The organism is Frankia sp. Allo2, assembly GCF_000733325.1.
Taxonomy (GTDB): domain Bacteria; phylum Actinomycetota; class Actinomycetes; order Frankiales; family Frankiaceae; genus Frankia; species Frankia casuarinae.
Genome location: NZ_JPHT01000004.1, coordinates 16556 through 30404, shown reverse-complemented (window position 1 = coordinate 30404; position 13849 = coordinate 16556). Strand labels below are relative to the sequence as shown.

General features: G+C 69.0%; 19 protein-coding genes. 9 read left to right on the top strand and 10 right to left on the bottom strand.

Annotation, left to right across the window (positions count from 1 at the left end):
* Positions 1 to 47: 47 nt before the first annotated feature.
* From ALLO2_RS04760 to ALLO2_RS04745, 4 genes are all read right to left on the bottom strand, one after another.
* Positions 48 to 347 carry a hypothetical protein gene (locus ALLO2_RS04760; RefSeq protein ID WP_011435589.1) on the bottom strand — a complete coding sequence of 100 codons (300 nt, stop codon included), beginning with the start codon at positions 345 to 347 and terminating at the stop codon, positions 48 to 50.
* Positions 344 to 1633 carry an FtsK/SpoIIIE domain-containing protein gene (locus ALLO2_RS04755; protein ID WP_369808125.1) on the bottom strand — a complete coding sequence of 430 codons (1290 nt, stop codon included), beginning with the start codon at positions 1631 to 1633 and terminating at the stop codon, positions 344 to 346. The genes ALLO2_RS04760 and ALLO2_RS04755 overlap by 4 nt, the downstream gene beginning before the upstream one ends.
* 117 nt (positions 1634 to 1750) lie before the next feature.
* Complete coding sequence (locus tag ALLO2_RS04750) at positions 1751 to 2077, bottom strand: hypothetical protein (protein ID WP_011435587.1); 327 nt, start codon at positions 2075 to 2077, stop codon at positions 1751 to 1753.
* Positions 2074 to 2478 carry a hypothetical protein gene (locus ALLO2_RS04745; protein WP_011435586.1) on the bottom strand — a complete coding sequence of 135 codons (405 nt, stop codon included), beginning with the start codon at positions 2476 to 2478 and terminating at the stop codon, positions 2074 to 2076. Before ALLO2_RS04745 ends, ALLO2_RS04750 begins: the two co-directional genes overlap by 4 nt.
* A 184-nt stretch (positions 2479 to 2662) precedes the next feature.
* On the opposite strand from ALLO2_RS04745, the gene ALLO2_RS04740 reads away from it, so the two are divergent.
* Positions 2663 to 3151: a helix-turn-helix transcriptional regulator gene (locus ALLO2_RS04740; protein ID WP_011435585.1), complete on the top strand. Its 489-nt coding sequence runs from the start codon at positions 2663 to 2665 to the stop codon at positions 3149 to 3151.
* A 47-nt stretch (positions 3152 to 3198) separates the two neighbouring features.
* Here ALLO2_RS04740 and ALLO2_RS25375 read toward each other — a convergent pair whose 3' ends face one another.
* Together ALLO2_RS25375 and ALLO2_RS25370 are read right to left on the bottom strand one after the other, a co-directional pair.
* Positions 3199 to 3696 carry a hypothetical protein gene (locus ALLO2_RS25375; protein ID WP_232234884.1) on the bottom strand — a complete coding sequence of 166 codons (498 nt, stop codon included), beginning with the start codon at positions 3694 to 3696 and terminating at the stop codon, positions 3199 to 3201.
* Positions 3687 to 3962, bottom strand: coding sequence for a hypothetical protein (locus ALLO2_RS25370; RefSeq protein ID WP_023840446.1), 276 nt, complete (start codon positions 3960 to 3962; stop codon positions 3687 to 3689). Before ALLO2_RS25370 ends, ALLO2_RS25375 begins: the two co-directional genes overlap by 10 nt.
* A gap of 291 nt (positions 3963 to 4253) precedes the next feature.
* On the opposite strand from ALLO2_RS25370, the gene ALLO2_RS04725 reads away from it, so the two are divergent.
* Entirely contained in the window at positions 4254 to 5042 is a 789-nt protein-coding gene (locus tag ALLO2_RS04725; protein ID WP_232234883.1) for a helix-turn-helix domain-containing protein, read from the top strand.
* 5 nt (positions 5043 to 5047) lie between these two features.
* Complete coding sequence (locus tag ALLO2_RS04720) at positions 5048 to 5518, top strand: NUDIX hydrolase (RefSeq protein WP_011435581.1); 471 nt, start codon at positions 5048 to 5050, stop codon at positions 5516 to 5518.
* Here the strand turns inward: ALLO2_RS04720 and ALLO2_RS04715 are convergent.
* Positions 5506 to 6054 (bottom strand): HD domain-containing protein, encoded by a 549-nt coding sequence (locus ALLO2_RS04715; protein WP_011435580.1) that lies wholly within the window; start codon positions 6052 to 6054, stop codon positions 5506 to 5508. The two genes, ALLO2_RS04720 and ALLO2_RS04715, sit on opposite strands and share 13 nt — an antisense overlap.
* A 507-nt stretch (positions 6055 to 6561) precedes the next feature.
* Between ALLO2_RS04715 and ALLO2_RS04710 the strand changes: the two genes are divergently transcribed.
* A complete protein-coding gene (locus ALLO2_RS04710; protein WP_035730000.1) occupies positions 6562 to 6891 on the top strand; it encodes a hypothetical protein in 330 nt (109 codons plus the stop codon).
* Positions 6892 to 7178: 287 nt separating this feature from the next.
* Here ALLO2_RS04710 and ALLO2_RS04705 read toward each other — a convergent pair whose 3' ends face one another.
* The 3 genes from ALLO2_RS04705 to ALLO2_RS04695 all read right to left on the bottom strand — a co-directional run bounded on the left by ALLO2_RS04705 (position 7179) and on the right by ALLO2_RS04695 (position 11204).
* Positions 7179 to 8075, bottom strand: coding sequence for a restriction endonuclease (locus ALLO2_RS04705; protein WP_023840445.1), 897 nt, complete (start codon positions 8073 to 8075; stop codon positions 7179 to 7181).
* A 1012-nt stretch (positions 8076 to 9087) separates the two neighbouring features.
* Positions 9088 to 9660, bottom strand: a complete 573-nt coding sequence (locus ALLO2_RS04700) for a GNAT family N-acetyltransferase (protein WP_035729994.1) — start codon at positions 9658 to 9660, stop codon at positions 9088 to 9090.
* Positions 9661 to 9662: 2 nt separating this feature from the next.
* On the bottom strand, positions 9663 to 11204 hold the full coding sequence (locus ALLO2_RS04695; protein WP_232234882.1) for a hypothetical protein: 1542 nt from the start codon (positions 11202 to 11204) through the stop codon (positions 9663 to 9665).
* A 34-nt stretch (positions 11205 to 11238) separates the two neighbouring features.
* Here ALLO2_RS04695 and ALLO2_RS04690 point away from each other — a divergent pair, with 34 nt between their 5' ends.
* The 5 genes from ALLO2_RS04690 (at position 11239) to ALLO2_RS23970 (ending at position 13841) form a co-directional block, all read left to right on the top strand.
* The gene (locus ALLO2_RS04690; protein ID WP_023840443.1) at positions 11239 to 11469 is read left to right on the top strand and encodes a DUF397 domain-containing protein; all 231 of its coding nucleotides are present in this window, start codon (positions 11239 to 11241) and stop codon (positions 11467 to 11469) included.
* On the top strand, positions 11469 to 11957 hold the full coding sequence (locus ALLO2_RS26910) for a hypothetical protein (RefSeq protein ID WP_023840442.1): 489 nt from the start codon (positions 11469 to 11471) through the stop codon (positions 11955 to 11957). The genes ALLO2_RS04690 and ALLO2_RS26910 overlap by 1 nt, the downstream gene beginning before the upstream one ends.
* Positions 11958 to 11988: 31 nt before the next feature.
* Positions 11989 to 12339 carry a hypothetical protein gene (locus ALLO2_RS26905; protein ID WP_023840441.1) on the top strand — a complete coding sequence of 117 codons (351 nt, stop codon included), beginning with the start codon at positions 11989 to 11991 and terminating at the stop codon, positions 12337 to 12339.
* Between the two features lie 101 nt (positions 12340 to 12440).
* Positions 12441 to 13622, top strand: a complete 1182-nt coding sequence (gene fxlM, locus ALLO2_RS04680; RefSeq protein WP_157493269.1) for a methyltransferase, FxLD system — start codon at positions 12441 to 12443, stop codon at positions 13620 to 13622.
* A 48-nt stretch (positions 13623 to 13670) separates the two neighbouring features.
* Positions 13671 to 13841: an FxLD family lanthipeptide gene (locus tag ALLO2_RS23970; RefSeq protein WP_023840439.1), complete on the top strand. Its 171-nt coding sequence runs from the start codon at positions 13671 to 13673 to the stop codon at positions 13839 to 13841.
* The last annotated feature ends 8 nt before the right edge of the window (positions 13842 to 13849 follow it).

The following is a 13849-nucleotide window of genomic DNA, read 5'->3' as shown; positions in this document are numbered from 1 at the left end:
CACCAGAGAACGGAAGAAAAATGTGGTTAGAGCAGGCAGGACTGCCGTTACGGACGGCTGATGTTCGCCGCCGCCGGATCCGTCGATGGATTTCCGTTCGCCGGGACCATTGCCGGAAGTCCAGGCACCTGGCGGAACACGAGCACCGCGTTCACGTCGCCGTAGTGCTCGGTGAAGAAGGCATCCGCGGGAAGGTTCGCGAGGATCGCCGCCAGGTCGCCGACGTCCGCGCCGGGCCGGATCGTCAGCTCGTGGTCACCGGTGTTGGTCTTGTGGGTCGCGACGAGCGGGGAGTCTCCGCCGGGGGTGCGCCACGCGCCGAAGTTGCCAGACGAGAAGATGTTCACAGGACTTCTCTCCTTTCCCGGAGCGGCAACACCTCCTTACGCGGGTCCTGCACCGCCGCCACCACCACAACCCCGGGCGCCCGACCCTGGGAAAGCAGCAGCGGCAACGCCGCCCCGATCCGCTTCTTCACCTCCCGGTCGGTCACATACGCCGTCAGGGAAGCGATCTCATCGACCACCACGACGATCAGCGGCTCACCGACCGTCGGGACGTGCAGCCGGGTGGTTCCCGCGAGCCGGAAGGTCCGGTCCCGCATGACGCTCACCGCGTCGTCGAGGAGATCCGCGATCGCGTCGGTGTCGGTCGCGAACCGGGCGAACAGCGGCTCCCCGAACGCCAGTTCCATCCCGCCCTTCGGGTCGCACACCCACAGCTCCACCAGCCCCGCCCGCACCGCCGGACCGAGACCGCGGACGAGCGACCACAGCACCGAGCCCTTACCCGCCCCGGTCGCCCCCGCGACGAGCACGTGAGTTCCCCGGACCGGCAACGTCCAGGGACGGCCGTCCTCGCACCGTCCGACGGGCACCGCCGACAGCCCGGCGAGCAGCCGCGACGCACGCCCGCCACGGCGGACGAGAGCGGAGGGAACAGCTCCGGAAGGGTCAGAGCCGGCAGGGTCGGCGGAGTCGTCCGGATCGGTGGTGTCGTCCAGGTCCGGCGGAGTGACCGGCCGGGTCAGCGGATCCCGATGGTGGAAGGAGACCCGGACGAACCGAAACGTCTCCGCCCGCACCTGGCAGCGCCGAGCCCGGAACACGTGCCGCAAGGCTTCGGCCTGCTCCGCCCACTCCGCAGTGGTCTGCCCCGGCAGCAGCTCCACCCGCAGCACGTCCACCGACCGCGACGAACGGATCTTCCGAATCCGCGGGAAGTACTCGTCGAACGTCACCTGATCACCGGTCGACGTCGGCATGCGGATCGCCAGGTCGGTGTGCACCATCGCCGGCTTCCAGCGCCACCGGTAGACGAACGTCAGCCGCGCCCGTCCCCACNCCCNCCAGGCCACTGGCCCGAAGGACCGCGGATGCACCCGCCACCACGCGACCGCCACCAGGACCAAGGCCGCGACGAGCACGGCCAGGCCGACGAGCCCCACCCGGTTCACCACCAGAAGCAGGCCGACCACGAACGCCACGGCGACGCGGTGACGCCAGCAGCCCCGCAGCGCCAGCCACAGCAGCTTGCCGGCCACCGCCACCAGCAGCATCCACACCGGCACGCGCACCTTGTCGACCCGCGAGGGAACCCGCGGGAATCGCTGGTCACCGTTGATTCTGGACATGGCAATACCACCTGTTTTCGAGCGCACGAAACACAGACCGACGGGATTGACGAACGAAGAGGGAAAGGCGAGAAACGGGAATTCGTTTCCTCGTGATGCCGACGACCGGCGGGAAAACTACGCGGCGCGCGGCCCGGCCATGTCGTCAGCCGGAGCCGCTACCGCCACCGCCGCCGCTTCGGCGGATTCCGTGGCTTCCTGGGATTCGAACTGGAACTTCTCGTAGGCGATCAGGTAGTCGTTGACCGCCGCGAGCAGCTTGTACGCGAAGTCGACATGCCGGGCGTCCGGTTCCCGCCCCAGCGCCGACACGCTCAGGCTCACCCGCCCCGCGTCCACGACCAGGATCGGCGCGCGGTCGGGGTAGGTGTGGCAGGTCACCAACCAGTCCGCGCCGACGGACAGGCCGAGCGTCGCGTACGACTGCTTCGGCTCGCCGCTCACGCCGCCGCCCCCGTCCGCCGCAGCGGGCCGACCTGCCGCAGGCCCACCGCGCGCAGGGCGTACCCCTGCTTGGGGAACTTCCCGTTGATGTCCACCCACGGTGTGATCGTCAGCCCCTCGAACTGCACCGGCCGGAACGGCGTGCCCGGCATCGCCTCCGGCAGGACCGGCTGCACCGCGGCGGCGACCTTCACCTTCAGCTCCGCCTGCCGGGCCGCCGGGTCGGGGTCCAGCACGCGGACCGCCCAGACCCGCTCGCCGGTGTTCGGGTCGCGCTCCTGTGGATCGGGAGCGTTCGCCTTTACCTTGTCGTAGTCGTTCGCCGCCTCCACGCCGAGGACGAACGCCCCCGCCGGGAACACGTCCTCGAAACGCACCGGAATGCGTCGCGGTATCGCCATAGTCCGTCTACCTCCGTAGGGTCAGCCCCGCCACCGGAAGTCCGGTTTCTGTCGGGCAGCACCTACTCTGAACCGCTCACGAACCGATCGCCAAGCGCTTTCGTATCTATGTATACGGAGTGCGGATGGAAATTATCCGGTGACCGTCTAGAATGCGTTTCCACGACAACGTTATCTTTGACGAGTGACAAGCGAACGGGGGGTTCCGCCGTACACGGCGCGAGGCAAGGTCGAGGGTGAGAACTGGCAGGCTGTCGCCGACGCCCTCAACGCCAGGATGAACCAGAAGCGGATGGGACAGCAAGCACTCGCCACCGCATCCGGCGTGTCCGTCGCGACGCTTCGCCAACTCCAGCGCGGAGCCCACGGCCGCCGGGTCCAGGACGCCACGCTGGCCGCCATCGCCCGCGCCCTGGACTGGCCGGACGACCACCTGGTCCGCGTGCTCGTTCCCGGCAAGCAGCCGGAGCAGCCGGCAGCAGCGACATCAGGCCGCCGCGCGGGCCGAGGAGGGGCAGGAACCGGCACCGACCGGCAGATTCTCGCCGTCCTGCTCCGGATCGAACAGCGTCTCGCCGACCTCTCGGAGCGCATCGCGCCCGCCGGAGCAGCCGGAGCGACCCAGCCCGGCCGCGCCCGAGGCAACGACGACGGGCCGACCCCGGCGGAGTAGTTCCCGCCCGAGCCGGCCCGTCGAGGTCCGGAACGTCGCCGAGTCAATCAGCCCGGCGCTGTGGTGCTGGCCACCGGTACTCCGATCGCGTCGAGCACGGTCCGGCGGACCGCTTCGAAGGCTTCGGCCTGCCCCGCCCGGAAGGCCGCCCGCTCCCCACGGGTCATCCNCCGCGAGTCGGGCCGGGTCAGGCCCAGGGCGAGCGCCGTCCGCACGGCCGCACCTCCGCATCCCCGCCGGGACGGGCCCGGATCCTCGCCCCCGACTCCCGCCGCCGCACTGTCGCCATCCGGCAGCCGGTAGACGAGCACCACGTCGACATCGCCGAACGATTCGGAGTACTTCAACCCGCCCGGCATCCGGGACACGGCCCGCATGAGATCCGCCGAGTCCGAGCCCGGCTGGACGACGAGCGCCCACTCGTCCGGCCCCCACGGCATCATCACGACCGCCGACAGCATCTCCCCCGCACCACCGGCGCCGTCACCGGCCGCGGGCACCGGCGGAAGGAACGGACCCGACCGGGCCGCCGCACTCACGGCCACCGCCGACGGTCCGCGAAGCGCGCCGCCAGATCATCGGACCTATACCTCGTCCAGTCGACGGCCGCCGGCCGCACGTCGTGGACGAAGAAGCGGAGCGAGGTGACCTGGTAGTCGTGCCAGCCCTGTTCGATCGCGAACAGATCCGCCGCTGTCGCCCCGGGGAAGGTGATGACCGTGTCCCGTACCCGGCGGTCCCCGCCCGGCTCGAAGCGGACGATGCCGAACAGCAGCGGACCCGGGTCACCTCCACTCCCCCTGTCGAACATCACGATCCGTCCTCCACTGGTCGGTGGCGTGCGACAAAGCGCCGGAACCGGCCCGCAACAGGTGTCCGTCGCGCAGCGGAACCGACGCCCGCCCACCGTCCAACCGGACAGCCGGTCACGGAAGGCCGCCGGCCGTATACACCGAGACTTCCGATCTATACGGAGACCGGATATGCTCTGCGCGCCCGATCGAGGACAGACGGTCGGAGCACCTACCGTCCGGAGGCCGCCATGGTGTCCGTCCGTCGTCCGTTNCCCCAGNCCCCGCCGGGACTCTGGGAGCGACCCGAGATGGCCGACGCACTCGCCCGCCGCGACATCGGCACCGTCTTCAAGATCTACCGCCAGTGGACCGGCGCCACCCAGACGCAGATAGCCGCCGTGTGCGGCCTGCCGCAGTCCCACGTCAGCGACATCATGAACGGCCGCCGCCAGGTCACGAGCCTGGAGATCTTCGAGCGCATCGCCGACGGCATCGGCATCCCCCGCGGACGCATCGGGCTTGCCGAAAGACCGGGCGCCGTCCCCGAGCCCCGGACCGAGCCCGGGTCGCCGGCCGCGGACGTGCCGAGCGATGTCGTGCGCGTCTACCCCAGCCGCGCCGCCGTTCCCGCCGAGCTGTGGCGGACGCTGTTCGCCGGTGCGCGTCACCAGGTCGACGTCCTCGTCATCGCTGGCCTGTTCCTCCCCGACGGGCACGCCGACTTCACCGCCGTTCTCCGCCGCAAAGGCGCCGAAGGCGTGAACATCCGCTACGCCCTGGGGGACCCGGACTCCCCCGCCGTCGCCCTGCGAGGCGACGAGGAGGGCATCGGTGACGGACTCGCCGCCCGAACCCGGATCACCCTCACCTACCTGGCATCGTTGCGCGACGCGCCCGGAATCGAGCTGCGGCTACACGCCACCACGCTCTACAACTCCATCTACCGTTTCGACGGCGACATGCTGGTGAACACCCACGTCTACGGCGCCCCCGCCGCGCACTCCCCCGTCATGCACCTACGCGCCCAGCCCGGCGGACTCTTCGACCACTACGCCGCCAGCTTCGAACGCATCTGGGCCACCACCGAAGGAGCCTGACCCTCTTGGCACGGATCGACTACTTCAACGACCCGAACGCCCCCAAGGCGAACAGCGTCGTCCCGTCCGTCACCGCCGTGGTCACCGACGAGGCCGGGCGGATCCTCATGGTCCACAAGACCGACAACAACCTGTGGGCCCTGCCCGGCGGCGGCATGGACCTCGGCGAGTCCATCACCGACGCCGCCGTCCGCGAGACCAAGGAAGAGACCGGCATCGACATCGAGGTGACCGGACTCATCGGGGTCTACACCAACCCCCGGCATGTCCTGGCCTACGACGACGGCGAGGTCCGCCAGCAGTTCTCGCTCTGCTTCACCACCCGCAATCTTGGCGGAGAGCTACGCACCTCGAGCGAGACGAAGGAGGTCAAGTTCGTCGCGCCCGAGGACCTGGACGGGCTGAACATCCACCCATCGATGCGCCTGCGCATCGATCACTACCTGGAGAACCGGGCCACGCCCTACCTCGGCTGAACCGCCACGAGCCGTGCGGTCGTGCGTTCCACGGTGGCTTGCAGGTCCGCCCGAGCCCGGGTGACCGACCGGTGGACGATCGAGCCGTCGCCGTAGCGGGACAGGATCTCCGCGATCCGTTCGTCGAAGGTGAACCGCTGGCCCTGTGGCCCCGTCGTCATATCCGCGGCGCACAGCGCGTCCATCACCGGCGACACCTCCAGCTCCCACGCGGAGAGCTCCGCCGTCAGCCCCCGCTCCTCGGCTTCATACCGGGCACACGAGTGATGCGCGACCAGCGCGCACAGCCGCTTCGGCGCATCGTGGGATTCGAGGAACCGGGCGCCGTCCACGGGGTGGAACCGTAGGTGACCGATCGGCGGGGCGTACCCGATGTCATGCAGCCAGGCCGCCGCGACGAGCAGGTCACGCTCCTCCGGATCGACGGCCGCGGACACCTCCCAAGCAGCCGCCGCCACGGCCTGCACATGCCGCCACCGATCCCCCAACGGGGTCAGCAGCTCGCTCGCCAACCGCTCAGCAACCGCTACCTCCACCCGATCACGGTACGGCGAGCACCACCAGCCCGTCAGCGAGAGCCCGAGACTGCCGAATTACCCGAGTTAGGATCAAGTCGCGGTGCGGGCCGCGCCGCGCGACCGCCTGCGCGCGGCCTGGCGGCCGTGCTCGCCGGGCCCGTCGCACCCCGCACCGCGTAGACCATCCGAGGCGTTCGACGAAGGGCGCCGGTCGTCAGCGTGGGGTGAACCAGCCGGGGCACGGAACGCGGTTCTGCGGACGTTCGTCGCGCACGCCGGTGGGCAGCCGCAAAAAACGAGCAGAGGGCACGCCAGCCGACAGCCCCATCACCAGTGCCAGGGCGCTTCGCTCCTCCGACAGCCCGACCCGCCCGGCCTGCCAGCGACGAGCCTGTCTGCGGTCACCATTCGAGATCGTTTTGGCTTCGACCAGGTTGCTTCCGATCGCACCACGCCGTTAGACGCCTACAGAGGGCGGCACCGCCCTTGGCCTGACATGTCGTACCCAGATGGCAGACTGCTCCCGTGAGTTTCGATCTTGTGAGCTGGGAAGGCGAGCGACCAGCAGACAATCTGGCCGCAGGGTCCGCGTTCAACGAGATGTTCCAGCGCTACGACGACGACCCGGAGACGCCCGCCACGGACCTCATCGCCGCCTACTGTGAGGCTTTGACGCACCGGTGGCCGGATGACGACACCGCCCCGTGGTCGGTCACACCCCAGCCGTCCGGGCCATTCCTCTACCTCTGCGTCGTGTGGAGCATGGCCGAGGAGGTGTCCGCCTACACAGCCGAACTCGCGGCATCAATGCGTCTGGTCTGCTACGACCCCCAGGAGGAGATGCTGCTGCCGTAGTCGATGCTGCCGAGATGGCCGCGCTCTTTTGGGCGCACTTCCTCCATCCGTCAGGGAGCAGGCCGCAGTGGACGGCAGCCAGAGTGGCAGCCAAGCCCGCGAACACCAGCGGACGGTCACGGACTCGGCGGACGAGACCGAGCCTGTGACCGGCACCGGCGGACGACCACGGACACCGGCAGACGAACCACCGAAGATCTCTNATCCGCGGGTTACTCACTTCGCCATCCAGAGCCGACGGACGAGCCGGATGTTAGCGCAGACTGCCGGCTTTCTGCGAGTTCAATTCAAATGTCGTCAAAGAATCTTCGGTTAACTATGGCCTTTTCGTGCTGGACGATCTCCACCTTGACTCCAAGGTTGTATTCACGGAGGAGGTCACAGAGTCTATCCCCGTCGATCAGATCAACCGGAGGAGCGCCGTCGCGGGTTGCCTCCTTTTGAGCGGCAGAGGTGAACGATCCCGTCGTGATCAGAAGCCCTTTATCTCCCCTGCCCGCCATCGCCCCCCGGAAATCTCGGACAGCGCTCGGAGAAACACTTCCCTTGTACCGCTTACATTGGAAGAATACCGGGAAGCTGACGAGCGAGAGACGGTAGATTCCCAGCCCATCGATGCCACCATCGCCGGTGCCGCCGGTGACATTGACGCTGATAAACCCGGCCTCCCGGAGGAGCCGGCGAGCAAGGCGCTCGAATGCGTCGGGCGGCATCGCCATCACCGCTTCGAGCAATTCCTCTTTCCAGGCGATTTCCTGGTCTTTTTCTCCGTCGTCCGACGTCGCCTGTTCGTAGGTGGCCTTGGGTTCTGAATCGGCCGGCTTGCGCGCCTTCTCGGCACGTTCAGCGGCCCAAGCACGCTTGGCTTCAGCATGGATCTTGGGAATATCTGCCCTGTCAACGGAGCGCCCTGGTTCCGACAACGTCCAAACGCCACGACTGCTATTGTCGGTCAAGCCCATCATCTTCAGATAGGTACGAGCCCAGGCCAACCGATACTCGATCTCCGTCCGCGGCCCGTCTCCATGTAGCTGATCTTGCTGCTCTGGGCTAAACTTCTCCAGCTCGATGACTCGTTCATTAATCTCCGAGATCGCGCCGGACCCTCCAAGATCGCGCAGTGCGTTGATCGTCGGCCAGAGCAGCTGATCGTATGTCGGCACACCGACGTCAGGGCTCGTCACCCGGCGCACCCCTCCCCGATACTCGCGTAACACGATCTTAGAACGTCGCGCGACTTCCCCTGTACGCGCGGGGTGGCGACCGTCTCGGCATGGCCCGCGTCCGTTCCCAGGCCGGGAGTTGGGGACTGACGTTGCGGGCACAAGCGAACGTGAACGCCACTGCACTCGTGGAGACAGCGGGGTGGCGACCGNCTCGGCATGGCCCGCGTCCGTTCCCAGGCCGGGAGTTGGGGACTGACGTTGCGGGCACAAGCGAACGTGAACGCCACTGCACTCGTGGAGACAGCGGAGCGCAGCCCACTCCTGAGAAGTGGCGGCGGTATGGGCATCTACACAGCCGGGCCAGCGAACAACGACGGACGTCAGCGGATGGAGNCCGAGGTGGCCAGGTCGTCAAGCAGCCTGTATAGGCTTTCGCGAACGCGCACGGACGGATGGTACCGATCTTGTAATCGGACGGTCGGGAGTCCCGCCAGGTGTAGCTACCGCTGTAGCAACGACCGCGGACGTTGACACCATCTCCCGGGCGCGGCTCGCAAGCCACCCGACTCACAGCGACACCCTCTCGCTCCGTCACCAGTCCTGTGGACCGGAAACGCGTCCCAGCGCCTCGCTGCTACCACCACCCCGTCTCCCACCGAACCGGCCGCCCGCTAGCGGGTCGGTGTCCGGCGGTCAAGGGGGCGGATACGACCGTAGCTCCATGCCGCCGTCCGGGACAAGCCCGCCCACGCCCCCGCAATTCGTCCCGGAACAGGCCTTCAAAGCCAGGGACGAGACGTTCGGCGACGCTGTTCTCGCAGGTCGCGGGCCCGCAACCCCCTCCGGCGGGCATAACCGACCTATCCGGCCTTTGCGACTTATCAGGATGAAGACGTAGTTTCGCTCACGGAAATGAACATCACCGCGCACCGCATCGGCCGGGACCGCTGCGCTGTCCCTGCCAGGCGCGACCGCCATGACAGCAGCGACGCTCTGACGCAGAGATCAACGAAGCTGTTCCGCGGGCAAGTCAGCCTTTGCTCTCCTCGGGTCGGTTGGCGGCCCAGGAGGCACGGCTGATCGCGTGGACGTTGTTCGCCTTCCACGGGCCGACGTCGGCGATCTCACGGAAGGTCATCCCGAGCTTGCGGGCAATCATGTTCATGCCCGCGTTCTCCTGATGCGTTGCGGTGATCAGCTCGTCGACGTCGAGGTGGGCGAACCCGAAGTCGAGCGCCGCCGTGATCGCTTCGGTGCCCAGGCCTTGGCCCCAGCGGTCGCGGCGGATCGACACCGCGACCTCCACGCCTGGCCAGCCCTGGGCGAAGTAGGTGCCGGCGCGGCCGAGGAACTCCCCGCTGGCCCGGTCCTCGACCGCCCACATGCCGTGCCCGCGGATCGCCCACATGCCGATCAGATGGGTGACCAGCCGCTCGGTGCCGGCCCGGTCGAACGTGCCGTCCAGGTAGCGCATCGTCTCCGGGTCCGCGTTCATCGCCGCGTACGGGTCGAGGTNGACGACCTTCCAGCCGCGCAGCACCAGCCGTTCGGTGAGCACGGTGGGGATGGTGACGACGGTCGGGGTTCCGTAGTGGAGGGTCATGGTCACGCCTGGCCCGTGGTCAGTTCGAGGCGGGGGCGTGCCTGCCAGCGGTCCCAGAAGTCACGGACGGGNTCGACGGNGGGGNGGCCGGTGAACGCTATGGCGATCTCTGCGACCCGGTCGGAGACCGAGGCGGTGGGCCGGGTGTCGAGCATGTCGACGACCTTCCCGGCCATGGTCGCGGCTTCGTCGATCTCGGGCTGTTCGCGGGCGGTGAGGCTGGCCGCGAGCGCGAGCAGCGCGTGGCCGTAGTCCTCGAACCCGCCCGCCTGGCCTCCTTCGTAGGCGGCGAGCGCGGCTCGGGCTATCGGCTCGGCCTCGACGCCACCGCCGATCCGGGNCAGGACCCCGGCGTACATCATCTCGGCGGCGGCCGGGCCGAACGGGCTGATCCCGGGCTGCAGCGACAGGTCCGTGACCGACGTGCGCATCCGGTTCAACGCCGCCCGGGTGCCCTCGACGTCGCCGAGCGCGCCAAGGGCCCGCGCCTCGTAGCTGGCGATCCGGGCCCGGGTGTACGGGTTGTCCGCCACGACCGCGGTCTTCCGAGCCGAGACGGCGGCTTCCTGGTAGCGGCGGCCGTAGAACGCCAGCGTCGTCACCATCTCCCCGACCGACGCGGTCAGCACCACGTCGTCGGTCTGGCTCGCGTGGTCTTCGGCGAGGCGGATGAACCGGCGCGAAGCCAGGGTGTCTCCGAGGTTGAACGACAGCCGCGACAGCATGTAGGAGGCGTAGCCGGCGGCGACGGTGAGCCTGGTCTGCGGGCGGGCCCGGCCACTGCCGTTCATCAGGTGGTGGTGCGCCGACTTCCACGTCTTCCACACCTTCGGCGCGAGCCGCTGGTGCGGTTCGACGGTGAACGCGACGGTGTGCGCGTTGATCGCGTCGTCGATCTCGTCGAGGGTCAGCACATCGGGGGCGGACGAGGTCCACTCCCGGTACATCTGGGCGGCGACGAGGCTCGCGGCGGCGAGTTCGAACGCCTGCCGACGGTTGGCGTCCACGGGTTCCTCCTGCCTGCTCGGGTCGAGCCCCAGGTCCCGGGCCCGCTTCTCCCTGACAGCTTCGTCCCGCAATCGCCGGATGGCTCCCGCTGCGGCCAACGCCGTGTCCAGCGCGTCCGCGAGGTCCGCGGACGGGATCTCCTGGCCGTTGACGGCCCGAGAGATCTGCTGGCGTTTGAAGCCGGTGCGGGCTTCGAGCCGGCTGTTGTTGGTCCGATGCTGATCACGCAGTGTCCGCAGCAGATCGGCCAGGTTGGCGAGTGCGTCGTTTCGCTGACCAGCTTGCACCTTCGGCCTCCCCGTCGACGCCTTCGCAGGTGGGTGCAACGAGCTGTTGCATGCACGCAACGAGCCGTTGCGTTCTGTTGCTCCGTTTGGGCGCAGTGTGTCATGGGTGCTGCGCGCGGTGAACACGCCGATCCGGTCCCGTCCGTTCCACCAGCTCAGGGCGGATGAACCCCGGGTCGTGTCGTGTCGCCGCTTCTGCTCCCGCCGGGCCTGGGCCGAGTCGTGCGGCCCGGGTTCGGCGGGCTCCACCCGTCCACACCGATCGCATCGTTTCGAGGAACCCGTGTCTGTTGCGCCCACCGGCATGCCTGTCCCGGCCGTCCCACGATGGCGGCGCCCGTCCACGCTCGACCCGACGGTGCCCGATGCCGTCGAAGTCGCCCTCGACGGGCACCGTGTGTTGATCAGGTCGAGTCTGGGCCCGTCGGTGCGGACCACCCCCGGCGCGTTCGGGGACTTCGTCCGTGCGGTCAAGCGGGGCGAGTACGACGACCTGCTCGGCGAGGTGGCGTGATGCCTGCTTCCACGCAGGCGTCGATCGCGCTGCTGCACACGGCCATGGTCGACCTTGTCCTGGCGAAGGAGCCCGTCTCCGCCCCGGTCGTAGCCGCGTTGAGGGCCGTGCCCCGGGACCTGTTCCTGCCCGACGCCGGCACCGAGGAGGCCTACAAGGACGACGCCGTCGTCACGAAATGGGATGTCTACGGGGCACCGCTCAGCGCGGTGTCGCGGCCCTCCACCGTCGCGGCGACGCTCGAGCAGCTCCGGGTCGAACCCGGCCAGCGGATCCTGGAGATCGGTTCCGGTGGCTACACCGCGGCGCTGCTGGCTGAGCTGACTGGGCCAACCGGCCACGTCACCACCATCGACATCGACCAGTCCGTAGTCCACCGCACCCACGCCTGCCTGGACAAAGCCGGCTACACCGACGTCACGGCACTGATCAACGACGGGTACTTCGGGTTCCCGCTCCGCGCCCCCTACGACCGGCTCCGCAGATGACCTGCCGAGCCTGGACCTGTGGCTGGCCACCGTGCAGCCCACCTACGGCCGGCTCCACGGCACCGACGCATCCGCAGGAGCCGAACTGCCTGCGGATGCGTCGGCCGGGGTGTCTGCCTGCTGGTCGGACGACAGCCTCGCCTTCCTGGCCTTCACCCCGACGGGCGGGACCGGCGTGGAGATCGGGGTTGTCGCGTACGGCCCCGACCGGTACCGGCTCGCGGACCTGCTCACCCACGACGTCCGCGTGTGGGACGCCGAGCGGCGCGGTGGCCCGGACCCCACCATCCGCGTCTACCCCACCGATGCCGGCCGCGCCTCGGCGCCGGCCGGACGGCTCCTCACGAAACCATCAGCCCAGCTCCTGATCACCTGGGGCTGAGACCCCACCATCCGACGATCGCGAGAGGAGAACGGTGTTGAGCGACGCGCACGGGCATCAACAACCGCCCGAAGCCGACGGGGAAGCACGCGCCTGAGGATCTGCGGGCCCGCCTCGTGGATGACCTCGTCGCGGCGGGNTCGATCAAAANGAAGGAGGTCGAGGCCGCGTTCCGCGCGGTGCCGCGGCACCTGTTCGCTCCCGAGGTGTCGCTCCAGGACGCCTACGCCGACGACATCGTGCGGACCAAGCAGGACCAGCACGGCATCACCGTCAGCTCGGTCTCCGCTCCCTGGCTGCAGGCCACGATGCTCGAACAGGCCGGGATCAGCCCCGGCATGCGGGTCCTCGAAGTCGGCTCCGGGGGCTACAACGCCGCCCTGATCGCGGAACTCGTCGGCCCGACCGGTGCGGTGACGACCATGGACATCGACGCCGACGTCACCGAACGAGCCCACCACTGCCTCGCAGCGGCAGGCTACGACCAGGTCCACGTCGTGCTGGCCGACGCCGAGCACGGCGTCCCCGAGCACGCGCCCTACGACCGGATCATCGTCACCGCGGGCGCCTGGGACATCCCACCCGCCTGGACCGATCAGCTCGCCCCAGACGGCCGGATCGTCGTTCCCCTGCGGATGCGGGGGCTGAGCCGGACGGTCGCGCTCACCCCCCGCGACGGCGTTCTGGTCAGTCTCGACCATCAGATGGCCGGCTTCGTGCCCGTGCGCGGCGACGGCGCCCATCCCGAACGCCTCGTCCCGCTTCACGATGCCGACGTGGGCCTGCGGTTCGACGAGCAGGCTCCCGAACTCGACGCCGCCGCACTGCGGGCCGCGCTACTCTCCCCGCNGGTCGAGGCGTGGTCGGGAGTGCGGTTCGGCGGGATGGAACCGTTCGACGGGCTGCTGCTGTGGCTTGCCAGCAGCCTCGACGACTACGGCTTGCTCTCCCGCGCCCGTTCCCCGACCGCTCGAGAGCTCGTCGACCCCGTCTCCCCGATCGGCACGCCCACCGCCGTGGAAGCGGACAGCTTCGCCTACCTCACCCTGCGAAAGGTCGAGGACGGCGACGACACCTACGAGTTCGGCGCCTACGCCCACGGTCCCCACGCCGCCCGCCTCGCCGGCCTGGTCGTCACGCAGGTCCAGGCCTGGAACCGAACCCACCGCGACGCGTCGCCGGCCACGATCAGCGTCCACCCGGCCACAACTCCGGCAGAGGCACTTCCGCCCGGCCGGGTGATCGCCAAGCGCCACCGCATCGTCGTCCTGAGCTGGTCCTGACCAACACAGCGACGCGTTCACCACCCCTTCCGAAGGAAAGGCATCGCCATGACTCCTGCCCACACAACCGCCCCGGCCCCGCTCCCCCTCGCCGGCGACTACGACCTAGACGTCGAGATCGTCGACGGCGGACCCGTCATCCCCGAGCTGCTGCGCTCCACCAGCGACAACTGCGGCAAGACCTGCTCGTCGGCCTGCACCAGCTGCAAGCAGAACTGAACCTCCGC

Excerpts from the sequence above, each read along its gene's own strand:
- ALLO2_RS04745 (WP_011435586.1), bottom strand. The coding sequence starts at position 2,478 with ATGGCGATACCGCGACGCATTCCGGTGCGTTTCGAGGACGTGTTCCCG.
- ALLO2_RS25370 (WP_023840446.1), bottom strand. The coding sequence starts at position 3,962 with ATGTTCGACAGGGGGAGTGGAGGTGACCCGGGTCCGCTGCTGTTCGGC.
- ALLO2_RS04725 (WP_232234883.1), top strand. The coding sequence starts at position 4,254 with ATGGCCGACGCACTCGCCCGCCGCGACATCGGCACCGTCTTCAAGATC.
- ALLO2_RS26910 (WP_023840442.1), top strand. The coding sequence starts at position 11,469 with ATGCCTGCTTCCACGCAGGCGTCGATCGCGCTGCTGCACACGGCCATG.
- ALLO2_RS23970 (WP_023840439.1), top strand. The coding sequence starts at position 13,671 with ATGACTCCTGCCCACACAACCGCCCCGGCCCCGCTCCCCCTCGCCGGC.